We start from the raw sequence: 21143 nt of genomic DNA, 5'->3' as shown, positions 1-21143 counted from the left end.
TTCGCGGGCTCGCCCGCTCCCACAGGCATCCCACAGCACTCAGGCCTGCGGTAGACCTGTAGGTGCGGGCAAGCCCGCGAAAAGGCAGAACCTGCGATGCACAGCCCGAGAACCTTCCCGCAAACACTGGGTCAAACCCTTATCTCCCCATGTAGTACCGCATGATGTCGCGCCTCGTCGCCCTCTTCTTCCTGCTGTGCACCGGCCTGGCCCAGGCCGCCGCCCCCACCGTGCTGCAACGCCCGATCGACCTCGACACCGGCCAGGGCGTGCTGCACGGCAGCCTGCTGTTGCCGGAACAGGCCACCCCGCCACCGGTGGTGCTGATCATCGCCGGCTCCGGCCCAACCGACCGTGACGGCAACAACCCGGCGTCTGGCCGGGTCGACAACCTCAAGCGCCTGGCCCTGCTGCTGGCCAACGAGCACATCGCCAGCGTGCGCTACGACAAGCGTGGGGTGGCCGCCAGCCAGCCGGCCACGCCCGACGAGCGTGACCTCAGCGTGGAGCGCTACGTGGCCGATGTGGTCGCCTGGAGCCACAAGCTCAAGGCAGACCCGCGCTTTGGCCCGCTGATCCTGATCGGCCACAGCGAGGGCGCGCTGATCGCCAGCCTGGCCGCCGAGCAGGCCGGCGCCAGCGCGGTGATCACCCTGGCCGGCAGCGGCCGGCCGCTGGCCGAGGTGCTGCGCGAACAGCTGGCCCAGCGCCTGCCACCGGCACAACTGGCCGGTGGCAGCGCCCTGCTCGACCGCCTGCAGGCCGGGCAGACCAGCCTGGAGGTGCCGGCGCCGCTGCGCCAGGTGTTCCGCCCCAGCGTGCAGCCCTACCTGATTTCGCTGTTCCAGCAGAACCCGGCGGCGGCCTTTGCCCGCCTGCCCATGCCTGCACTGATCGTGCAGGGGCGCAACGACGTGCAGGTGGGCGTGATCGACGCCGAACGGCTGAAGGCGGCCAAGCCGGATGCGCAGCTGGTGCTGATCGATGGCATGAACCACATGCTGCGCATCAGCCCCAAGGCGATGAGCCAGCAGCGCGACAGCTACCTCAACCCCGAACTGCCGCTGGCGCGGGAGCTGGGTGAACGGATTGTGACGTTCATCCAGCATTTGCCTTCAGCGTAAGGTAAACGGGCTCAGGTCTCGGACACGCCTGCCGATACAGCAGGCATTGCCGAGGACAAGCCCCGATGACAACCACCCCCGTCGCCGCAGAGCCGGCCGAAGAACCTCAGGAAAGCCCTGCCCTTCCTTGGGCCGAGCTGACCGCCGAACATTTCCAGTTGCTGCGCCTGGCCGCCCTGCCCACTGACCGCAACACCGGCGCACGGCCGCTGCGCTTTGTGCAGTTCGGCTATGCCGAGCGCCACGACAAGGCTCACAGCCTGCTGCGCATGGAAATAAAATTGCCGGGCCAGAAGGTGCACAAGGAACAGAACCGCCTGGACATCCGCGTCGACCATGCCGAACGCCTGGTGCGCATCGGCAATGAACATGGCCTGCAAGTGGAGCCGCTGAACCGTGGCATCGGCCGCTTCCTGCTGGCCCAGGCCGCGCAGTGGCTGCAGCGCAAGTGGTCGCACTACCGGGTCGAGGGCATGGCGCTGCCGAGCAAGGATGCGCTGAACGAAGACTCACGCCTGCGCCGTGACCACTGCCTGCGCGGGGTGGGTATCGAGGTGGAGTACGAGGACAGCCAGCACCTGAAGGGCCGTACCGTGGAAATGACGGTCGGCCAGCTCAAGGGCGCGTGGAACAGCGAGCGCTTGCAGCGAATGGAGATACTGGATACTGCCAACCTGCTGCAGCAGGCCGACCAGCAGTTGCAGGAGAAGGAAGGGCAACTGCGTGAGCGCGATGAGCGAGTGGCCAAGTATCAGCGTGAAGACAGCGGGTTGCGCTTTACCATTACCTGCCTGGTGGCGTTTGCAGTGTTCCAGGCGGGGTTGCTGATCTGGATTGCCACGCGCTGACACCGCGTTGCCTGCTTCGCGGGTAAACCCGCTCCCACAGGGATTGCGTCGCACCTGAGGGCAACGCCATACCTGTAGGGGCGGGTTTACCCGCGAAGAGGCCCTGGAATCAGACGCGGGCCTTGAACAGTTCCTGATGCTGGCGGCACTGCTCGGCGGTCAGCATGAACACCCCATGCCCGCCGTGCTCGAACTCCAGCCAGGCGAAGTCCACCTCGGGGTACAGCGCCTCGACATGCACCTGGCTGTTACCCACCTCGACAATCAGCAAGCCCTTGTCGGTCAGGTGGTCCGCCGCTTCGGCCAGCATGCGCCGCACCAGGTCCAGACCATCGTTGCCGCAGGCCAGGCCCAACTCGGGCTCGTGGTGGTACTCGGCCGGCATGTCGTCGAAGTCCTCGGCATCGACATACGGCGGGTTGGACAGGATCAGGTCGAAACGCTGCCCCGGCAATCCGCCAAAACCATCGCCTTGCACGGTGTACACGCGCCCGTCCAGGCCGTGGCGTTCGATGTTCTGGTTGGCCACTTCGAGCGCCTCGAACGACAGGTCGGCCAGCACCACCTCGGCCTCGGGGAACACGTCGGCGGCAACGATGCCGATGCAGCCGGAACCTGTGCACAGGTCGAGAATGCGCGCCGGCTCGCTCGCCAGCCACGGTTCGAAGCGTTTCTCGATCAGTTCGCCAATCGGCGAACGCGGCACCAGCACGCGCTCGTCGACGATGAACGACATGCCGCAGAACCAGGCCTCGCCCAGCAGGTAGGCGGCCGGCACGCGCTCTTCGATACGGCGCTTGAGCAAGTGCTGCAGGCGTACCCGCTCGTCGTCCTCGAGCATGCAGTCCAGGTAACTGTCGGCCACTTCCCACGGCAGGTGCACCGCACCCAGCACCAGCAGGCGGGCCTCGTCCCAGGCGTTGTCGGCACCGTGGCCGAAGAACAGGTCGTGCTCGTGAAAGCGGCTGACCGCCCAGCGGATGTAGTCGCGCAGCGTGCGCAGGCGGGATGTGATCACGGGGTACTCCTAATTCAGACCGGACAAAAGTCTAACAGCCCCACTCGCACATTTGTTCCTTTGCATTACCCAATGGCTAGCCACAAGCCAGTAACCATGCCGCTTACGTTGTCAACCATTCCCATTGGCGCCAAGGCAGGGGACAATAGGTATACAAAAGCCCTATCCAAGGAGCCCTTGATGTCCGTTCCAACCACGATGTTCCGCCTCACTGGCCGCGACTATCCGCCGGCCAAGCTGAGCCACGCCAGCCTGATCATCATCGATGCGCAAAAGGAGTACCTCAGCGGGCCCCTGGCGCTGTCGGGCATGGACGAGGCCGTGGCCAACATCGCCAGGTTGCTCGACGCCGCGCGCAAGAGTGGCCGTCCGATCATCCATGTTCGCCACCTGGGCACTGTCGGTGGCCGCTTCGACCCGCAAGGTCCGGCCGGCCAGTTCATTCCGGGGCTGGAGCCGCTGGAAGGCGAAATCGTCATCGAAAAACGCATGCCCAACGCATTCAAGAACACCAAGCTGCACGAGACCCTCCAGGAACTGGGCCACCTGGATCTGATCGTGTGCGGCTTCATGAGCCATTCCAGCGTCAGCACCACCGTGCGTCGTGCCAAGGACTATGGTTACCGCTGCACCCTGGTGGAAGACGCTTCGGCAACCCGCGACCTGGCATTCAAGGATGGGGTAATCCCGGCCGCGCAGATTCACCAGTGCGAAATGGCCGTGATGGCCGACAACTTCGCTTGCGTGGCCCCCACCGCCAGCCTGATCTGACCGGCTGGGTACAACCGCCCGGCAGCCGGACGGAACCCGATGGGCGGCCCCAGGTCGAATTCCGGATATCCACAGAGGAGAGCGGAATGAAGCTCAAAGGCAGTTTCGACGCCAAGCGCCTTCGCCAGCGCGAACCGCGTAACTGGGGCGCCCGCCTGGCGGCCGGCCTGTCGGCCCTGCTGGCAACCCTGGGCGTGCTGCTGGCAATGGCCGGCGTCGCCGGCCTGCTGGGCAACTACCCTGCCCTGGCGGAACTCAATGCCAACAAACCGCTGGCCGGCATCCTCACCGGGGCCGGCTTGCTGCTGCTGTGGCTGGGCGTGCGCTTCTGGCGGCGCAGCCGCATTCGCCTGCGCCGAGGGCGGGAATTGAACCTGTCGCCGCACCTGATGAAGAAGCATGACTGAAACTGTACCGGCCCTCTCGCCGGCAAGCCAGCTCCCACAGGTACCCCACTGCCCTTCGGCCCTGTGATATCCCTGTAGGAGCGGGCGCGCCCGCGAAGAGGCCGGCACAGGCTGCACAAGCCCCCACAGTCGCGTAAACTACGCCGCCCACGTGGAGGCATCATGCAAGACGACGATTTTTCCCTGTTCAAGGCCGAAGTGCGCGGTGTCAAACCGATCAGGCACGACCGCGCCGAAGTCGGCAAGCCCAAGGCCGACCGCCAGCAGCTGGCCGGCCTGCGCCAGGCGGCGACTGTGCGCAGTGACAAGGCGCTGGTGATCGACGGCATGTCCGACCAGTTCGTCATCGACGTTGGCGCCGAAGACGAGTTACTGTGGCGCCGCGATGGCGTGCAGGAAGGCCAGCTGCGCAAGCTGAAACTGGGGCAGATCCCGTTCGAGGGCAGCCTCGACCTGCACGGCATGACCGTGGAAAAGGCCCGCGAAACCCTGTGGGACTTCATCGCCGAAGCCACCAGGCTGGAAGTGCGCTGCGTGCGGGTTACCCACGGCAAGGCCGCGCGCCTGGACGGCAAGCGCCCGATGATCAAGAGCCACGTCAACACCTGGCTGCGCCAGCACCCGCAGGTGCTCGGTTTTGCCTCGTGCAACGCCCGCCACGGCGGCACCGGCGCGGTGTATGTGATGCTCAAGCGAACCATGCTCGAAGGCCGCGACGAGTAACGCCGCGCTTGCAGCGCCGCCCTCACCGCCGTACCCTTCGTTTTTGCGATTTTTTCCCACAGGTAGATCCATGTCCCTGGAACAGAACTACACCGAGATCCTCAGCCAGATTGGCGAGGACGTCTCCCGTGAGGGCCTGCTCGACACGCCCAAGCGGGCTGCAAAGGCGATGAAGTACCTTTGCCGCGGTTATGAGCAAACACTGGAAGAAGTCACCAACAACGCGCTGTTCAGCTCTGACAACAGCGAAATGGTGCTGGTCCGGGACATCGAGCTGTATTCGATGTGCGAACACCACATGCTGCCGTTCATCGGCAAGGCGCACGTGGCCTACCTGCCCAAGGGCAAGGTACTGGGCCTGTCGAAGGTGGCGCGCATCGTCGACATGTACGCCCGCCGCCTGCAGATCCAGGAAAACCTCAGCCGCCAGGTTGCCGAGGCCGTGCAGCAGGTAACCGGGGCCGCCGGTGTGGCCGTGGTCATCGAAGCCAAGCACATGTGCATGATGATGCGCGGTGTCGAGAAGCAGAACTCGACCATGATCACCTCGGTGATGCTGGGTGAGTTCCGCGAAAACGCCGCCACCCGCAGCGAGTTCCTCAGCCTGATCAAGTGATTGGCTGCTGACCCCAAGCCGACCCTCCCGGGTCGGCTTTTTCATTTCAGGAGTTGCCCATGATCGTCAAAGCCCTGCGGGTTGGCCTCGGCCAGCTCATCGTGTTCGGCGACTGGATCAGCCGCCCGGCCAAGCGCAAGCGCGACGCCGCCGCCCAGGCCCGCGTCGAGCAAGCGGCCAAGGGCCTGGCGCTGTACCAGTTCCACGCCTGCCCGTTCTGCGTCAAGACACGACGCACCCTGCACCGGTTGAACGTGCCTGTGGCGCTGCGCGATGCCAAGAATGACCCCGCGCACCGCCAGGCCCTGCAGGAAGGTGGCGGCCGGGTGAAAGTGCCGTGTCTGCGTATTGAAGAAGCGGGCAAGGTGACCTGGATGTATGAGTCCAAGGCCATCATTGCCTACCTCGATGAGCGGTTCGCTTCGGCCTGACGGTTTGCGGGCAGCCTGTTCTGGCCCTTTCGCGGGCACGCCCGCTCCCACAGGTTCACCACAGGGCTGAATATTGTGGGATACCTGTGGGAGCGGGCATGCCCGCGAAGAGGCCGCCACAGGCTAGATACTACCCCATCATCGGCACATGCCGTGGGTGGCTGCTGACCCGATCCAGCCAGGCCCTCACTGCCGGGTAATCGGCCAGGTCGAACCCACCCTGATGCGCCACATGGGTATAGGCATACAACGCCACGTCGGCAATCGAGTACTGGTCACCGACCAGGTACGGCGTCATCTGCAACTGCCGCTCCATCACCCTAAGCGCCTTGTACCCGCCCTTGTGCAGCTTGCGGTACTCGTCCAGGCGCTCGTCCGGCAACCCCAGGTAGAACTGGATGAAGCGCGCCACGGCAATGTATGGCTCATGGCTGTACTGCTCGAAGAACTGCCACTGCAACACCTGGGTGCGCAGGCGCGGCTCGGTAGGCAGGAACTCGCTGCCATCGGCCAGGAAGTTGAGAATGGCATTGGACTCCCACAGGTAGCTGCCGTCTTCCAGTTCCAGCACTGGTACCTTGCCGTTGGGGTTCATCGCCAGGAACTCCGGCGTTTCGGTCTCGCCCTTGAGGATGTCCACCGGGTGCCATTCATACGGCCGGCCCAGCAAGTTCAACATCAGCTTGACCTTGTAGCAGTTGCCCGACTGGTAGTCGCCATAGACCTTGTACATCGCCCCTCCACTCCCACGCAGTTCTGCATTTTCGCCCAATAGTTGGCGACTGTACGGCTAAAAGCAATGGCCGCTGTATGGCAAGGATCAACCTTGCTCGCTGTAGTCTGAAAAAACTGCTTACACCTTTACAAGGATTTTGTTCATGACCAATGCCACTTCCGTACGCCTGCGGCCCCTGGCAGACAGCTCCCCATCAGCGGTGGTCGCCGGCTTTATCGCCATGCTCACCGGCTATACCAGCTCGCTGGTGCTGATGTTCCAGGCCGGCCAGGCAGCCGGGCTGACCAGCGCGCAGATTTCGTCATGGATCTGGGCGTTGTCGATCGGCATGGCGGTATGCAGCATCGGTCTGTCGCTGCGTTACCGCACGCCGATCACCGTGGCCTGGTCCACCCCCGGTGCCGCCTTGCTGATCACCAGCCTGGGCGGGGTCAGCTATGGCGAGGCGATCGGCGCCTACATCACCTGCGCCGTGCTGGTGCTGATCTGTGGCCTGACCGGAAGCTTCGAACGCCTGGTCAAGCGCATCCCGGCCTCACTGGCCTCGGCGCTGTTGGCGGGCATCCTGTTCAAGATCGGCAGTGAAATCTTCGTCGCCGCCCAGCACCGCACCTTGCTGGTACTGGGCATGTTCTTCAGCTACCTGCTGGTCAAGCGCCTGTCGCCGCGTTACTGCGTGCTGGCCGCGCTGCTGGTGGGCACGGCGCTGTCCGGCGCCCTGGGCCTGCTGGACTTCAGCGGCTTCCGCCTGGAAGCGGCCACGCCAGTGTGGACCACGCCAAGCTTCTCGCTGGCGGCGACCATCAGCATTGGCATTCCGCTGTTCGTGGTGGCGATGACTTCGCAGAACATGCCGGGTGTGGCCGTGCTGCGCGCGGACGGCTACCAGGTACCGGCCTCACCACTGATCTCGACCACCGGCTTTGCCTCGCTGCTGCTGGCACCGTTTGGCTCGCACGGGGTCAACCTGGCAGCGATCAGCGCGGCGATCTGCACCGGGCCGCATGCCCATGAAGACCCGGCCAAGCGTTATACCGCGGCAGTGTGGTGCGGGATTTTCTACGGCATTGCCGGGGTGTTCGGCGCGACCTTGGCGGCGCTGTTTGCGGCATTGCCGAAAGAGCTGGTGCTGTCGATTGCGGCGCTGGCGCTGTTCGGCTCGATCATGAACGGGCTGACCGTGGCCATGAGCGAAGTGCGTGAGCGGGAGGCGGCGTTGATCACCTTCATGGTCACGGCGTCGGGGCTGACCTTGTTCTCGATCGGCTCGGCGTTCTGGGGGATTGTGGCGGGGGTGTTGACCTTGATGATCCTCAACCCGCGCAGGGCCTGAAGGTATTTGTTACCTGTACCGGCCTCTTCGCGGGCACGCCCGCTCCCACAGGAATACCACAGGGCTGAATGTTGTGTGCCCCCTGTGGGAGCGGGTTTACCCGCGAAGAGGCCGGTACAGGCAACACAAAGCCCAGAGACCCAGATCACAATCTGAAATGCCCCACCATCCCCTTCAGGTCAGTCCCCAACTGCGCCAACTCGATACTCGACCGGGCATTGTCCTGCATCGCCAACGCTGCCTGATCGGCACTGCCGCGAATCTGCGTGACGCTGCGGCTGATCTCTTCCGCCACCGAGCTCTGCTGCTCGGCCGCCGCGGCAATCTGCTGGTTCATCTGCTGAATCAATGACACCGCCGCCGCAATGCTGCCCAGCGCGCTTTCGGTCTGCAGCGCATCGGCTACCGCCAGGCGCACCAGCTCGGTACTGCCGCGAATCTGCGCCACCGACTGCTGGGCATTACCGCGCAGGCTGGCCACCAAGGTCTCGATCTGCTCGGTAGACTGCCGGGTACGCCGCGCCAACGCGCGCACCTCATCAGCTACCACGGCAAAGCCACGCCCTTGCTCACCGGCCCGGGCCGCTTCGATAGCGGCATTCAGCGCCAGCAGGTTGGTCTGTTCGGCCACACTCTTGATCACTTCCAGCACGTCGCCAATGGTGTGGATCTCGGCACTGAGGCTGTCGATACCGGCGCTGGCCGTCTCCGCCGCAGCCGCCAGTTGCTCGATGCGCTGCATGCTCTGGCGCACCACCTGCTGCCCGGAATCCACCTTCTCATCCGCAGCCTGGGCCGCCTGCGCCGCCTCTTCGGCATTGCGCGCCACATCGTGCACGGTGGCGGTCATCTGTTGCATGGCGGTCGCCACCTGCTCGGTCTCTTCCTTCTGGCTGCCCACCTCACGGTTGGTCTGCTCAGTCACCGCCGACAGCGCCTGCGCATTGCCGGCCAGTTGCTCGATACCCTGCTGCAAACCACTGACAATGCCCGACAGGCCCTCCGCCATCTGCTGCATGGCCTGCATCAGCTGCCCTACTTCGTCGCGGCGTGGCACCTGGGCGTCAAAGCCCAGCTCGCCGGCAGCGATGCGCTGGGCGCGGGCAATCACATGCTTGAGCGGCCCGACCACGGCGCGGGTGATCAGCCAGGCGGCCAGCACACCCACCAGCAGTGCCAATGCCGTGGCCAGGCCGATGGCCACAGCATTGCGTTGCAGTTCACCCTGCAGGGCCTGCTCCTGCCCCAGGTAGGCCTGGTCAACCCGCCCGGTGACTTGCTCGGCACTGGCCTGCAACTGCGCCTTCAGCCCCTGCTCGCGGGCCAGTTGGTCGGTGTATTCGTTGAGTTTTTCCGAGAAGCTGCCAATGTGCCCCGCTACTTCGCCCAGCACACTCTGGTAGCCGGCATCGCTGACGGCACCCTGCAACTGGCTGACCAGGCTGGCGGCCTCGACGGTCTGGGCGATGCGCTCCTGGCTGACGCCCTCTTCGCCCTTGCGGCTTTTTTCCAGGCGTACCCGCGCTTCATCCATGGCCTGCAACATCAGCCGCGACACCTGCGCCACCTGCGCGGCCTGCTCGAGAAACGCGCCACCCTGCTGGCCCTGGGACTGCTTCAGGGTGTACACGCCGTCATCGGCCAGGCCGGCCTGCAGTACATCAAGGTTGTTGGCCACGCTGGATACCGACCAGCTGGCCATGTCCAGCGCCAGCTCCTTGGCCTGCACCGCCTCGACAAAGGCCTCGAACGCCTGGCCATAGGCTGCCAGGTCGGCTTCCGCTGCCGCCAGCGCCGGCAGACCACGGGCGCGCTCGGCCAGACCCTGCAGGCCGCTGCGCAAGGCCTCGGCCTGCTGCATGTCGGAGCGCAGGGCAAAGGCCTGCTCGTGCTGGCGCAAGCGCAGCAGGTCGGTATTGAACTGGGCCAGCTGGCGCAGGCTGTCGAAGCGCTGGCCAACGCTGTGCAGCGCAGCAATGCCAATGGCCGCCACCGCCAGGGTCAGCACCAGCACCAGGGCAAAGCCCAGGCCGAGTTTGCGGGCCATGCCCAGGTTGGCCAGCACACCGTGCTTGCTCGCGCCCATGCCGATTCCCCTTCTGCGTGCGAGGTTATCCCGAAGGCCAAGGGTGGCAACGTTGCCAGCCGATGAACAAGGGCCTGACGTCAGAATAGTGTCAAATAGCTATGAGCGTGTCGTTATCAGCTTGGCAGAGGTCGCCCTGCGTGCTGAAGGAAGGCCTGGGCGCGGGAGTCCTGCCCGTAGGCGACATTGATACGCAGCCAGGCACTGGCCTCGCCCTGGTAATCGAAGGCGCTGCCGGGGGTGAGCAGCACCTCGTGTTCCAGGGCCAAGCACTCCAGGCTGGCGAAATCCCGGCCCGGCACGCGGGCCCAGACGAACATGCCACCGTAGGGCTCGCAGAACACCTGCCAGCCCGCCTGTTCCAGCTGGCCGAGCAGCCGGGCCATGTGCTGCCCCAGGCGCACGCGCAGGCGCTGCACGCTCTTGCGGTAACTGCCGTTGGCCAGCATCTGCCCCACCACCTGTTCGGCAAAGCGCGAGGTGCCGATGCCGCTGACCATCTTCAATTCGGCCAGGCGCGCCAGCAACGCCGGCTCAGCGACCAGATAACCGACCCGCAGCGAGCTGCTGAGGGTTTTCGAGAAGCTGGCCATGTAGATCACCCGCTGCTCACTGTCGAGGGTTGCCAGACGGGTGGCCGAGCCCTCCTGGAAGTCGGCGTAGATATCGTCCTCGATGATGCGCAGGTCGTGCTCGCGGGCCAGCTCCAGCAGGCGGTAGGCCACCTTGGGCGTCAGGCTGGTGCCGGTGGGGTTGTGGTACAGGCTGTTGATGAACAGGCAGCGCGGCTTGTGCGCGGCCAGCAGGGCTTCGAGGGAGGCCAGGTCCGGGCCTTCGGCGGTGCGTGGCACCGGCAACATGTGCACCTGGTGCTGACGCAGCAGGTTGTAGAGGTTGTAGTAGCCGGGGTTTTCCACCAGCACCGTGTCGCCCGGGCGCAGCAGGGTGCGCACCAGCAGGTCGAGGCCGTGGCTGGCGCCGTGGGTGGTGAGGATGCGTTCGGGGCCGGCGGCGATACCCAGCTGCGCCAGGCGCTTGTGCAGCTGCTGGCGCAGGCTGGCCAGGCCCAGGGGTGGGCAATAGTCGAACAGGTCCTGCGGGTTGCCGCGGCTGACCTGGCGAACTGCCTGGGCCAGTTCGGTGGCGGCACGCCAGCTGCTGGGCAGCCAGCCGCAGCCCAGCTTGAGCAGCTCGTCATGGCCCTCGCGGAACTGCCGCCAGCTGCCGTCGCCGGCCTCGCCCCAGGGCTGGGTGTCTTCCACGGCCAGGCCGGGTTTGCGCTCGGCGACGAAAAAGCCGGTGCCGTGGCGGGCCTCCAGCCAGCCGCTGGCGACCAGGCGGTCGTAGGCCTCGATCACACAGGACGCACTGACCGCCTGGCTGCGGGCCAAGGCCCGGATTGACGGCAGGCGCGCGCCGGGGCGCAGGCGTTGCTGGTCGATCCAGGTTTGCAGGTGGTCGGAGAGTTGCTGCACCAGCGGGGTAGGGTTGGTGCGGTCGAGGGGGAAGTACATGGGGGAAGTGTTTGCCAGTTTTTAGCGAACAGTTAAGCATAAAAGGGTTGGCAGTGTGTCTGGTGAGGGGAATGGGCTGGCATCAGAGTTGGCAGGGCCGGCCCTTTCGCGGGCACGCCCGCTCCTACAGGTTTTGCGCAATCCCTGGGGGAGCGGGCGTGCCCGCGAAGAGGCCGGAACAACCACCAGTAAACCAGGATCCCTACCCATGCCCTCCGCCCCGGCCCGCCTGGCCTTCGCCCTCTGCCTGATAACCCTGGCCGTCAACCTGCAGGCCCCGCTGTACATCACCTACGCCGACCTCTCCGGCCAAGGCGCCGCCGCCATCGCAGTGGCTTTCTCTGGCTATGTGCTCGGCGTACTACCCGTGCTGTTGGCCCTGGGCGGGCTGGCCGACCGGGTTGGGCGCCGGCCACTGGTGCTTGCCGCACTTGCCCTTTCGATGGTAGCCACCGTGCTGACGCTGCTGGCCCCCAGCCTGCAAACCCTGGGCCTGGCGCGACTCTTCCTCGGCCTGGGCACCGGCCTGGCCTCAGCCACGGCCACCGCTTACATGGGTGAGCTGATGGGCGGCGCGGACAACACTCGCGCCGCCAACTGGGTTACCGCCAGCACCTCGCTGGGCTTTGGCCTGGGCGCGGCGCTGACCAGCCTGTTCCTGCTGCGCGGCCCCAGCCTGACCCCGGGCAGCTTCCACCTGCAATTGCTGCTGGCGGCCCTGGCAATACTGCTGGTATGGCGCCTGCCCGACCCACGCCCGGCACAACGCAACCCCATGCTGCGCCTGCCCTGCTACCCACGTGGCAGCGTGGCCTATGGCTTGGCCATTTTGCTGGCGTGGGCCTGCGTGGGGCTGGTGATCGCCCTACTGCCCGGCATCCTGCACCAGCATGGGCTTAGCGCCTGGTCGGGGTTCTCGACCTTTTGCGTGATCAGCTGCGGCTTGTTGTTCCAGCCGATGGCGCGGCGCCTCAGCAGCCGTACGGCCACGCTACTGGGGCTGGTGATATTGCCGTGCAGCTATGCCGTGCTGGCCTGGGGGGCGGACAGCGGGACGCTGGGCGCGGTGTTGCTGGGTGCGATGGCGGCCAGCAGTGCGTGCTACGGGTTTATCTACCTGGGCGGGTTGGCGGCGGTGAACCAGCTGGCCGGCAGCGAGAAGACCCGGGCCAGTGCCGGGTTCTTTTTGCTGGCGTACCTGGGGTTCAGCTTGCCGGTGATCTTTACCGGGTTGCTGAGTGACCGGCTGGGGTCGCGGTTGGCCTTGCTGGTATTTGGTGGGGTGTTGGTGGTGGGGTGTGGGGTGGTTGGGTTGGCATTGTGGTGGTCTGCCAGGGCCCCTTCGCGGGCAAACCCGCTCCCACAGGGGTATCACCAGCCCTGAGGCCAGCGGGGTACCTGTGGGAGCGGGTTTACCCGCGAAGAAGGCCACACCGATATCGGCTCAGATAGCCGTAGCCCCGCCATCCACCGTCAGGCAATGCCCGGTAGTAAACGCTGCACCGTCACTGCACAGGTACAGCACGGCGCTGGCAATTTCCTCGACCTTGCCAATGCGCCCCACCGGGTGCATGGCGGCGGCAAACTCGGCCTTGCGCGGGTCAGCCTGGTAGGCGCGGCGGAACATGTCGGTGTCGATCACCGCCGGGCACACCGCATTCACACGAATGCCCTTCTTGGCGTACTCGATGGCCGCCGACTTGGTCAGGCCGATCACCGCGTGCTTGGAGGCGCTGTAGATGCTCATCTTCGGCGCCGCCCCCAAGCCCGCCACCGAAGCGGTATTGACGATGGCCCCTCCGCCCTGGGCCAGCAGCAACGGCAGCTGGTACTTCATGCACAGCCACACTCCCTTCACGTTAACGCCCATGATGGCATCGAACTCCGCCTCGCTACCCTCGGCCAGGCGGCCTTGCTCTATCTCGATACCTGCGTTGTTGTAGGCATAGTCCAACCGGCCATAGGCGGCAATCAGGCGCTCGTGCAGCTGGCGCACATCGGCGTCGCGGGTGACGTCACAGGCAATGAACAGCGCCTCGCCGCCCGCCGCATGGATCATGGCCACAGTGGCCTCGCCACCGGTCGGGTCGAGGTCGGCCACCACCACCTTCAGGCCCTCCTGGGCGAAAGCCAGGGCGGTTGCCCGGCCGATGCCGGCGGCACCGCCGGTGACCAGGGCTACCTGGCCGGAAAAGGTCATGCTCATCGCGTGCTCCAAAGCGTGCTTGGTGGGGTTCAGAGCATAGTCAGCCACCAACCGGCCGGGCAGCATCATCACCCCACCGGTTGGGCTACCATGCTTGTCAGTGATGTTAAGGACCTGCCTACATCAACAGGGTAGATTTAACGCATCCCCCCTCCACTGCCCACAAGGACCCGCCATGACCCACACCAACCGCCGCTTCCTGCTCGCCAAACGCCCGGCCGGCGCCGTGCGCCGTGACGACTTCAGCTTCGAGACCGTGCCCGCCGAACAACCCGGCGAAGGCCAGGTACTGGTGCGCAACCTGTACCTGTCGCTGGACCCGGCCATGCGCGGCTGGATGAACGAAGGCAAGTCCTACATCCCGCCCGTGGCCCTGGGCCAGGTGATGCGCGCGCTGGGCGTTGGCGAGGTTGTTGCCTCCAAGCACCCCGCCTACAAGCCGGGCGACCATGTAAGCGGCGCCCTTGGCGTGCAGGACTACTTCACGGGCGAAGCCCAGGGCCTGCACAAGATCGACCCCAGCCTGGCGCCCCTGCCCCGCTACCTGTCGGCGCTGGGCATGACCGGCATGACCGCCTACTTCGCCCTGCTGGACGTCGGCCAGCCCAAGGCCGGTGATACCGTGGTCATTTCCGGCGCGGCCGGCGCGGTGGGCAGCATTGTCGGGCAAATTGCCAAGATCAAAGGCTGCCGCGTGGTCGGTATCGCCGGCGGTGCCGAGAAGTGCCAGTACCTGAAGGACGAACTGGGCTTTGACGGGGTGATCGACTACAAGGCCGAAGACGTGCTGGCCGGCCTGAAGCGCGAATGCCCCAAAGGCGTGGACGTGTACTTCGACAACGTCGGCGGCGACATCCTCGACGCAGTGCTGACCCGCATCAACTTCAAGGCACGCATCGTGATTTGCGGCGCAATCAGCCAGTACAACAACAAGGAAGCGGTGAAAGGCCCGGCCAACTATCTGTCGCTGCTGGTGAACCGCGCGCGCATGGAAGGCTTTGTGGTAATGGATTACGCCAAGGACTATGGCAAGGCCGCGCTGGAGATTGCCGGGTGGCTGGCCAGCGGGCAGGTGAAGAGCAAGGAAGATGTAGTGGAAGGGCTGGAGACCTTCCCCGAGACCTTGCTGAAGCTGTTCAGTGGGGAGAACTTTGGCAAGTTGGTGCTGAAGGTCTAGAACGCAGCCCCCTGCGGGCCTTGAAATCGCGTCGCAAACCCGTGTTGTGGCACTTTCGCCGCTTGCAGTTTCGCCCGCCGGACTTAAATTCAGGCATCCACAAGCACCCATTGCGCAAGGCAGCGAAAAGGTGGGCAACCAATGCAGCAACGTTTGAATGCCGGGCTGGACTTTTGCAGGATCGCCGCCTGCTTCATGGTGGTAGTTCTTCACATCGCGTCGGCAGGGGCGCTACAACTGGATGACAACTGGATGTCGTCCAATATCTACAACTCGCTGGTCCGGTCTTGCGTACCGCTGTTCCTGATGCTGTCCGGCGCCCTGCTATTGAATCGCTCGGAGGGTGCCGTCAGGTTCTATCAGAAGCGTTTCGTGCGCATACTGCCGCCGCTGCTGTTCTGGTCTGTGTTCTATGCGCTGTGGCGGGCCACAATGGGCGTCGGGCATGGCAGTTTGTGGCAAGCCGCACTGGCCATTCTCCAAGGCCCCGTCTACTACCACCTCTGGTACTTGTACGCGATCATCGGCATCTACTTGTTCATGCCGTTCATGGCCAAGGTCTACCAGCATTCCGAGCCACAGGAAAAGCGGGTTTTCCTGGGCCTGTGGCTGGCGGTCAGTTGCCTGCTCCCCACCGTCGCGCAGTTCGCTCCAGCGTTGGCCAACCTGACCAATACCTATGAATTGTTTTCGTTCATGGGGTTTGCGGGTTACGCATTCCTGGGGGCTTATGTATTCGAGCACATCCGGCTGCATGGCCCTGGCAACGCCTGGGTAAACCTTGGCGGGTTCTTCATCAGCGGTGCCCTGACCGCCGCCGCCACCCACGCCATGTCGGTGCAGCAAGGCGTGCCCAGCCAGGTCTTCTATTCCTACGTGTCGCCGCTGGTGGTGCTGGCCGCCATCTGCGCGTTCCGCTTGCTGCTTGCGCTGGGCGGCCAGCTGGTACGGCACAGCAAGCTGCTAGCCGAGTTGTCTGGCTGCACGCTGGGGCTGTACTGTTTGCACGTGTTCATCATGAACAGGGCCAGCATCGTCTATGGCCCGCTGATCGAAGGGCATTCACTGGCGTGGCTGATACCGCTGCTGGCGGTGGGGGTGTTCATGTTGACGCTGATACCGATTTACCTGATCAGGCTGATCAAGCCCGTGCGCGCCGTGATCTGACCAGCGAAGCCACACTGTAGGTATTTTCCGAAGCTGAGCGATGGCTTCAGTTGCAGCTGAACACTTACAAACCAACGCAGTCCCTGTGGGAGCGGGCGTGCCCGCGAACACGGGCGAAGCCCGTGCCATCCACCGCAGCGTCTGCTTCGCGGACGCGCCCGCTCCCACAGGTCCTGCGCTGGCCCATGAGGTTGGGCTCTTTTGTGGGAGCCGGCTTGCCGGCGATCACCGCCGAAGGCGGTGCCATTCGCGGAGCAGCCAAACAAAAAAGGCCAGCACTCTCATGCCGGCCTTTCCTCACAACACGAGCTAGTTACCCACGAATCTCGGCCACCACCGCAGCCAGCGCCTGCGCCGGGTCGGCGGCCTGGCTGATCGGGCGGCCGATCACCAGGTAATCCGAACCCGCATCCAGTGCCTGGCGCGGGGTGAGGATACGGCGCTGGTCATCCTGCGCACTGCCCGCCGGGCGAATGCCCGGGGTCACCAGCTGCAGCGACGGGTGCGCCGCCTTCAACGCCGGGGCCTCGAGCGCCGAGCACACCAAACCATCCATGCCAGCCTTCTGGGCCAGCGCCGCCAGGCGCAGCACCTGCTCTTGCGGGTCGACATCCAGACCGATACCGGCCAGGTCTTCACGCTCCATGCTGGTCAGCACGGTCACACCAATCAGCAACGGCTGCGGGCCGCTGCGCTTGGCCAGCTCTTCGCGGCAAGCCGCCATCATGCGCAGGCCACCGGAGCAGTGCACGTTCACCATCCACACACCCATCTCGGCCGCAGCCCTCACCGCCATGGCGGTGGTATTGGGGATGTCGTGGAACTTGAGGTCCAGGAACACTTCGAAGCCCTTGTCGCACAGGGTTTCGACAATGCCCGAAGCGCTGCTGGTGAACAGCTCCTTGCCAACCTTCACCCGGCACAGCGCAGGGTCAAGCTGGTCAGCCAGCTTCAGGGCGGCCTCACGGGTAGGGAAATCCAGGGCGACGATCAGGGGCGTCTGGCAGGCGGACATGGGCAGGGTCTCTTGGCAAGTCGAAAACGGCGCGCATTGTAAACGAAGTGGCGCAGGCTTTGGGGCCCGCGGGTCACGGAATTGGCCCGACAGTGGCTGGCTCCTATAATTGAACCAACGGAACGGGCAATTGCTCAATATTCGTACAGGCGCTGCCCATCACCAGCAAAGGAGAACGACAATGCCCTGGTATGCCTGGCTGATACTCATCATAGCCCTCGGCTCGATCGTCGGCGGGCTGATGCTGCTGCGCGACACGGCAAAAAAACTGCCACTGACCGAAGAACAGCTGCGCAAGGTGCACGAGCGCAATGCCGAAGCGGATGCCAAGGATGGGCAAGACCGCTAAAAGGTCAAAGTAAAGGGTTTAAGAGCCACTTCTTCAGGCAATATTTTGACGCCCCGCAAAGTAAAAAACTAACTTTTTGTTTTATCGGGTATTTGTTGGGGCGCTTTGCGCCCCTTGTGTCACGATGGGCTGCAAAGCAGCCCCAGGTTCCAGAAGGGCAACCCCAAACCAACAGGCTCACCCTCCTCCCCCACTTACTCCACCATCACCTTGTCCCGGTTACGCTCCAGCAACGCATTGCCAATGCCCTTGATCTCCAGCAGTTCATCCACCGAAGCAAACGGCCCATTGGCCTCCCGATAGGCCACGATGGCCTCGGCCTTGGCCTTCCCTATGCCGTTCAATTCCTTCTGCAACGTCAGCGCATCGGCGGTGTTCAGGTCCAACCGCTGCGGCTGCTGGGCCTGATGCTGGCTTACCACCGGCACCGGCTCGGGCACCGCCGTGGCGCTGGCCGGGGCGGCGCTAAGAGAAAAGGACAAGCTGGCGAACAGCGGCAGCAGCAGGTACGACAGAACGTTGTTACGCATGGTGAACACTCCTTGGGTTGGTCATTTTCCAGCAGCCGTTTTCCTTCGGCTGCGCAATCAACCCTAGCGGTTCTGCCATTTTGCAAACAAGCAGTTGGCCCGATTAATCGTTACCGGATCCGACATTTAAAAAAACAACTTCGCCCACCCAAAAGTAATGGCGTTACGCCATATTTCAGGTTAACTTCATGAAACAAAGGCGATGGCAAATCGCCGCTAGGTAAATTCCCGTTTAACCTAGGTTTCATTCAGACCAAAAGCTGTTGTTTTTCCCACAAGCCTTGCCGGACAAGGCCCCCGCCCGTTCGTCGTATGCCTCAGTCGAATTGACTTTATTGGCATGATGCCTGAATAACATCAAACAATCGTTTTTCCTGATGCAACTTCCAAAAATAGGATCCAATCAATCGATAGATATGGGCAAATTCGGACGATCAGGGGAAAAAAACGTGCCAGACGGGATGTCATATTGATGACGAAGTGATAAATTTGCGGTCATTGGACAACCGCTATGCTTGAAGGATCCGAGCCAAAATGAATTTTTCTTCACCGCCCTCCACGTCCCCAGCTCGCTTTTGCGTGCGTAGCGCTACCCAGGCCAGCCCCCCCGGCCGATTTGCGTAATACCCGCGATTTGCACCCGTAGCACCTGATCCAACCGCCTTCATTCACACAAAGAAGACCGTCGCCGTGTCCCTCAAGACCCTCACTGTATTTGGCACCCGCCCAGAGGCCATCAAAATGGCCCCCCTGGCCCTCAACCTTGCCCAGGACGACCGTTTCGAGTCGCGCGTCTGCGTTACTGGCCAGCACCGCCAGATGCTCGACCAGGTACTGGAGCTGTTCGAGATCACGCCCGACTACGACTTGAACATCATGAAGCCCGGTCAGGACCTGACCGACGTGACCACTGCCATCCTGCAGGGTCTGAAGCCTGTGCTGGCCGAGTTCAAGCCCGATGTGGTGCTGGTGCACGGGGACACCGCAACAACCCTGGCCACCAGCTTGGCCGCGTACTACCAGCAGATTCCGATTGCCCACGTGGAAGCCGGCCTGCGCACTGGCAACCTGTATTCGCCATGGCCGGAAGAAGGCAACCGCCGCCTGACCGGCGCACTGGCCGCCCTGCACTTCGCGCCCACCTCCACCTCGCAGGACAACCTGCTGCGTGAAGGCATCGACGCCGCGACCATCCATACCACCGGCAACACCGTGATCGACGCGCTGCTGGAAGTGGTCCGCAAGCTGGAAAGCCCTGCACTGAAGAGCCAGTTCGAAGACCAGTTCAGCTTCCTGAACCCCGAGCGCCGCATGGTGCTGGTCACCGGCCATCGCCGCGAAAACTTTGGTGGCGGCTTCGAGCGCATCTGCCAAGCGCTGGTACAAACCGCGCGCCAATTCCCTGACGTGGACATCGTGTACCCGGTACACCTCAACCCGAACGTGCGCGAACCGGTCAACCGCCTGCTGGCCGACGTCAACAACATTCACCTGATCGAGCCGCTGGACTACCTGCCGTTCGTCTACCTGATGACCCGTTCCTACCTGATCCTGACCGACTCCGGCGGCATCCAGGAAGAAGCCCCTGCCCTGGGCAAGCCGGTACTGGTCATGCGTGACACCACCGAGCGCCCGGAAGCCGTGGCCGCCGGCACTGTCAAACTGGTGGGTACCGATGTGGAATCGATCACCGAACACTTGGCGAAACTGCTCACCGACGATGCGACCTATCGCGAGATGAGCTTTGCCCACAACCCCTACGGCGATGGAAAAGCGTGCGCGCGAATCCTCGACGCACTTTCCAACTTCTCTCGTTCCAAGGAAGTAGCATGAGCTTCAACAAGATTTCCGTCGTAGGCCTGGGCTATATCGGCCTGCCAACCGCAGCCGTTTTCGCCGCCCGCAAGAAGCACGTGATCGGTATCGATGTAAACCAGCACGCAGTCGACACCATCAACCGTGGCGAAATCCACATCGTCGAGCCTGAGCTGGACATGGTGGTACACGCTGCCGTAACCGAAGGCTTCCTGCGTGCCTCCACCGTTCCGGAAGCTGCCGACGCCTTCCTGATCGCCGTGCCAACCCCGTTCATGGATGACCACCAGCCGGACCTGAGCTACATCGAGTCCGCCAGCAAGGCCATCGCGCCCGTGCTGAAAAAGGGTGACCTGGTCATCCTGGAATCCACCTCCCCGGTCGGCGCCACCGAGCAGATGGCCTTCTGGCTGGCCCAGGCCCGCCCGGACCTGAGCTTCCCGCAAACCCACGGCGAAGACTCCGACATCCGCGTTGCCCACTGCCCTGAGCGTGTACTGCCAGGCCACGTGCTGCGCGAGCTGGTGGAAAACGACCGCATCATCGGCGGCATGACCAACAAGTGCTCCGAAGCGGCCGTACGCCTGTACCGCACCTTCGTTGAAGGCGAGTGCATCGTCACCAACGCCCGCACCGCGGAAATGTGCAAGCTGACCGAAAACAGCTTCCGTGACGTGAACATTGCCTTCGCCAACGAACTGTCGATCATCTGCGACAAGCTGGACATCGATGTGTGGGAGCTGATTCGCCTGGCCAACCACCACCCGCGCGTCAACATCCTGCAGCCAGGCCCAGGCGTGGGCGGCCACTGCATCGCCGTCGACCCATGGTTCATCGTCAGCCAGACCCCAGAGCAAGCGCGCCTGATCCGCACTGCCCGGGTGGTCAACGACAGCAAGCCTGAGTGGGTGATCGACAAGGTCAAGATGGCCCTGGCCAACTTCCTGATCAAGAACCCGGGCAAGTCGGCCCAGCAAGTGAAAATTGCCTGCTACGGCCTGGCCTTCAAGGCCGATATCGACGACCTGCGCGAAAGCCCTGCCCTGAGCATTGCCGAGCGCCTGGGCAATGAGCTGGAAGCCACCCTGCAACTGGTCGAACCGAACATCGAAGCCTTGCCGCAGCGCCTGGCGCGCCACGAGCACGTGGACTTCGACTACGCGCAGGATAGCGCCGACATCCACGTACTGCTGGTAAAGCACCGCGAATTCCGCGGCACCTTCAACGTACGTGAAGCAGCATTCGTGATCGACGCCGCTGGCGTTACCCAGGCTTGA

Annotated in this window: 21 protein-coding genes and 1 pseudogene; 14 read left to right on the top strand and 8 right to left on the bottom strand. The window is 63.9% G+C overall.

The features are described from left to right. Positions 1-161: 161 nt before the first annotated feature. Positions 162-1124, top strand: coding sequence for an alpha/beta hydrolase (locus A4C63_RS04505; protein WP_063911666.1), 963 nt, complete (start codon positions 162-164; stop codon positions 1122-1124). Positions 1125-1189: 65 nt separating this feature from the next. Beyond that, positions 1190-1972, top strand: coding sequence for a hypothetical protein (locus tag A4C63_RS04500; RefSeq protein ID WP_063911665.1), 783 nt, complete (start codon positions 1190-1192; stop codon positions 1970-1972). Positions 1973-2081: 109 nt separating this feature from the next. On the opposite strand, the gene prmB is transcribed toward A4C63_RS04500, so the two are convergent. Further along, on the bottom strand, positions 2082-2990 hold the full coding sequence (prmB, locus tag A4C63_RS04495; RefSeq protein WP_063911664.1) for a 50S ribosomal protein L3 N(5)-glutamine methyltransferase: 909 nt from the start codon (positions 2988-2990) through the stop codon (positions 2082-2084). Positions 2991-3170: 180 nt separating this feature from the next. Between prmB and A4C63_RS04490 the strand changes: the two genes are divergently transcribed. The 5 genes from A4C63_RS04490 to A4C63_RS04470 all read left to right on the top strand — a co-directional run bounded on the left by A4C63_RS04490 (position 3171) and on the right by A4C63_RS04470 (position 5938). Further along, positions 3171-3761, top strand: a complete 591-nt coding sequence (locus tag A4C63_RS04490; protein ID WP_063911663.1) for a cysteine hydrolase family protein — start codon at positions 3171-3173, stop codon at positions 3759-3761. A gap of 86 nt (positions 3762-3847) precedes the next feature. Continuing rightward, a complete protein-coding gene (locus A4C63_RS04485; RefSeq protein WP_063911662.1) occupies positions 3848-4168 on the top strand; it encodes a hypothetical protein in 321 nt (106 codons plus the stop codon). 162 nt (positions 4169-4330) lie between these two features. Further along, entirely contained in the window at positions 4331-4891 is a 561-nt protein-coding gene (locus A4C63_RS04480; RefSeq protein ID WP_063911661.1) for a Smr/MutS family protein, read from the top strand. A 70-nt stretch (positions 4892-4961) separates the two neighbouring features. Next, positions 4962-5507, top strand: a complete 546-nt coding sequence (gene folE, locus A4C63_RS04475) for a GTP cyclohydrolase I FolE (protein WP_013971502.1) — start codon at positions 4962-4964, stop codon at positions 5505-5507. Positions 5508-5566: 59 nt separating this feature from the next. Further along, positions 5567-5938, top strand: coding sequence for a glutaredoxin (locus A4C63_RS04470; protein ID WP_063911660.1), 372 nt, complete (start codon positions 5567-5569; stop codon positions 5936-5938). Positions 5939-6068: 130 nt separating this feature from the next. On the opposite strand, the gene A4C63_RS04465 is transcribed toward A4C63_RS04470, so the two are convergent. Continuing rightward, positions 6069-6671, bottom strand: a complete 603-nt coding sequence (locus A4C63_RS04465; RefSeq protein WP_063911659.1) for a glutathione S-transferase family protein — start codon at positions 6669-6671, stop codon at positions 6069-6071. Positions 6672-6816: 145 nt separating this feature from the next. Here A4C63_RS04465 and A4C63_RS04460 point away from each other — a divergent pair, with 145 nt between their 5' ends. Then, positions 6817-8007, top strand: a complete 1191-nt coding sequence (locus A4C63_RS04460; protein WP_063911658.1) for a benzoate/H(+) symporter BenE family transporter — start codon at positions 6817-6819, stop codon at positions 8005-8007. 145 nt (positions 8008-8152) lie between these two features. On the opposite strand, the gene A4C63_RS26990 is transcribed toward A4C63_RS04460, so the two are convergent. The 3 genes and pseudogenes from A4C63_RS26990 to A4C63_RS04450 form a co-directional block, all read right to left on the bottom strand. Continuing rightward, entirely contained in the window at positions 8153-9016 is an 864-nt protein-coding gene (locus A4C63_RS26990; RefSeq protein ID WP_371106009.1) for a methyl-accepting chemotaxis protein, read from the bottom strand. Beyond that, positions 9011-9541, bottom strand: a pseudogene (locus tag A4C63_RS26985) (HAMP domain-containing protein); the annotation flags it as partial. The pseudogene A4C63_RS26985 and the gene A4C63_RS26990, both read right to left, overlap by 6 nt. A gap of 668 nt (positions 9542-10209) precedes the next feature. Further along, complete coding sequence (locus A4C63_RS04450) at positions 10210-11607, bottom strand: PLP-dependent aminotransferase family protein (protein ID WP_063911656.1); 1398 nt, start codon at positions 11605-11607, stop codon at positions 10210-10212. Between the two features lie 208 nt (positions 11608-11815). Between A4C63_RS04450 and A4C63_RS04445 the strand changes: the two genes are divergently transcribed. Further along, complete coding sequence (locus A4C63_RS04445) at positions 11816-12991, top strand: MFS transporter (RefSeq protein ID WP_063911655.1); 1176 nt, start codon at positions 11816-11818, stop codon at positions 12989-12991. A 60-nt stretch (positions 12992-13051) separates the two neighbouring features. Here A4C63_RS04445 and A4C63_RS04440 read toward each other — a convergent pair whose 3' ends face one another. After that, complete coding sequence (locus tag A4C63_RS04440) at positions 13052-13813, bottom strand: SDR family oxidoreductase (RefSeq protein ID WP_063911759.1); 762 nt, start codon at positions 13811-13813, stop codon at positions 13052-13054. Positions 13814-13988: 175 nt separating this feature from the next. Here A4C63_RS04440 and A4C63_RS04435 point away from each other — a divergent pair, with 175 nt between their 5' ends. Together A4C63_RS04435 and A4C63_RS04430 are read left to right on the top strand one after the other, a co-directional pair. After that, positions 13989-14990, top strand: coding sequence for an NADP-dependent oxidoreductase (locus tag A4C63_RS04435; RefSeq protein ID WP_063911654.1), 1002 nt, complete (start codon positions 13989-13991; stop codon positions 14988-14990). Between the two features lie 141 nt (positions 14991-15131). Further along, on the top strand, positions 15132-16157 hold the full coding sequence (locus tag A4C63_RS04430; RefSeq protein WP_063911653.1) for an acyltransferase: 1026 nt from the start codon (positions 15132-15134) through the stop codon (positions 16155-16157). A 313-nt stretch (positions 16158-16470) separates the two neighbouring features. Here the strand turns inward: A4C63_RS04430 and pyrF are convergent, their stop codons facing one another. After that, positions 16471-17172: an orotidine-5'-phosphate decarboxylase gene (pyrF, locus tag A4C63_RS04425; RefSeq protein ID WP_063911652.1), complete on the bottom strand. Its 702-nt coding sequence runs from the start codon at positions 17170-17172 to the stop codon at positions 16471-16473. Positions 17173-17353: 181 nt separating this feature from the next. Between pyrF and A4C63_RS25090 the strand changes: the two genes are divergently transcribed. Beyond that, positions 17354-17521 carry a DUF2897 family protein gene (locus A4C63_RS25090; protein ID WP_064506461.1) on the top strand — a complete coding sequence of 56 codons (168 nt, stop codon included), beginning with the start codon at positions 17354-17356 and terminating at the stop codon, positions 17519-17521. A gap of 194 nt (positions 17522-17715) precedes the next feature. Here A4C63_RS25090 and A4C63_RS04420 read toward each other — a convergent pair whose 3' ends face one another. Further along, positions 17716-18051 (bottom strand): ComEA family DNA-binding protein, encoded by a 336-nt coding sequence (locus tag A4C63_RS04420; RefSeq protein ID WP_063911651.1) that lies wholly within the window; start codon positions 18049-18051, stop codon positions 17716-17718. A 690-nt stretch (positions 18052-18741) separates the two neighbouring features. Between A4C63_RS04420 and wecB the strand changes: the two genes are divergently transcribed. Further along, the gene (gene wecB, locus A4C63_RS04415; protein WP_063911650.1) at positions 18742-19884 is read left to right on the top strand and encodes a non-hydrolyzing UDP-N-acetylglucosamine 2-epimerase; all 1143 of its coding nucleotides are present in this window, start codon (positions 18742-18744) and stop codon (positions 19882-19884) included. Beyond that, on the top strand, positions 19881-21143 hold the full coding sequence (gene wecC, locus A4C63_RS04410; RefSeq protein WP_063911649.1) for a UDP-N-acetyl-D-mannosamine dehydrogenase: 1263 nt from the start codon (positions 19881-19883) through the stop codon (positions 21141-21143). Before wecB ends, wecC begins: the two co-directional genes overlap by 4 nt.

Origin of the sequence: Pseudomonas sp. p21 (genome assembly GCF_001642705.1) — a bacterium.
Classification (GTDB): Bacteria; Pseudomonadota; Gammaproteobacteria; order Pseudomonadales; family Pseudomonadaceae; genus Aquipseudomonas.
The sequence above is the reverse complement of the archived record's forward strand: the minus strand, read 5'-3'. Positions and strand labels throughout refer to the sequence as shown.

Coding starts and splice junctions, on each gene's coding strand:
- A4C63_RS04460 (WP_063911658.1), top strand. CDS start 6,817: ATGACCAATGCCACTTCCGTACGCCTGCGGCCCCTGGCAGACAGCTCC.
- folE (WP_013971502.1), top strand. CDS start 4,962: ATGTCCCTGGAACAGAACTACACCGAGATCCTCAGCCAGATTGGCGAG.
- A4C63_RS04505 (WP_063911666.1), top strand. CDS start 162: ATGATGTCGCGCCTCGTCGCCCTCTTCTTCCTGCTGTGCACCGGCCTG.
- A4C63_RS04445 (WP_063911655.1), top strand. CDS start 11,816: ATGCCCTCCGCCCCGGCCCGCCTGGCCTTCGCCCTCTGCCTGATAACC.
- A4C63_RS04465 (WP_063911659.1), bottom strand. CDS start 6,671: ATGTACAAGGTCTATGGCGACTACCAGTCGGGCAACTGCTACAAGGTC.
- A4C63_RS04435 (WP_063911654.1), top strand. CDS start 13,989: ATGACCCACACCAACCGCCGCTTCCTGCTCGCCAAACGCCCGGCCGGC.
- A4C63_RS04420 (WP_063911651.1), bottom strand. CDS start 18,051: ATGCGTAACAACGTTCTGTCGTACCTGCTGCTGCCGCTGTTCGCCAGC.
- A4C63_RS04430 (WP_063911653.1), top strand. CDS start 15,132: ATGCAGCAACGTTTGAATGCCGGGCTGGACTTTTGCAGGATCGCCGCC.
- pyrF (WP_063911652.1), bottom strand. CDS start 17,172: ATGTCCGCCTGCCAGACGCCCCTGATCGTCGCCCTGGATTTCCCTACC.
- A4C63_RS04480 (WP_063911661.1), top strand. CDS start 4,331: ATGCAAGACGACGATTTTTCCCTGTTCAAGGCCGAAGTGCGCGGTGTC.
- A4C63_RS26990 (WP_371106009.1), bottom strand. CDS start 9,016: ATGGCGGAGGGCCTGTCGGGCATTGTCAGTGGTTTGCAGCAGGGTATC.
- A4C63_RS04485 (WP_063911662.1), top strand. CDS start 3,848: ATGAAGCTCAAAGGCAGTTTCGACGCCAAGCGCCTTCGCCAGCGCGAA.
- A4C63_RS04490 (WP_063911663.1), top strand. CDS start 3,171: ATGTCCGTTCCAACCACGATGTTCCGCCTCACTGGCCGCGACTATCCG.
- A4C63_RS04440 (WP_063911759.1), bottom strand. CDS start 13,813: ATGAGCATGACCTTTTCCGGCCAGGTAGCCCTGGTCACCGGCGGTGCC.
- wecC (WP_063911649.1), top strand. CDS start 19,881: ATGAGCTTCAACAAGATTTCCGTCGTAGGCCTGGGCTATATCGGCCTG.
- A4C63_RS25090 (WP_064506461.1), top strand. CDS start 17,354: ATGCCCTGGTATGCCTGGCTGATACTCATCATAGCCCTCGGCTCGATC.
- A4C63_RS04500 (WP_063911665.1), top strand. CDS start 1,190: ATGACAACCACCCCCGTCGCCGCAGAGCCGGCCGAAGAACCTCAGGAA.
- A4C63_RS04470 (WP_063911660.1), top strand. CDS start 5,567: ATGATCGTCAAAGCCCTGCGGGTTGGCCTCGGCCAGCTCATCGTGTTC.
- A4C63_RS04450 (WP_063911656.1), bottom strand. CDS start 11,607: ATGTACTTCCCCCTCGACCGCACCAACCCTACCCCGCTGGTGCAGCAA.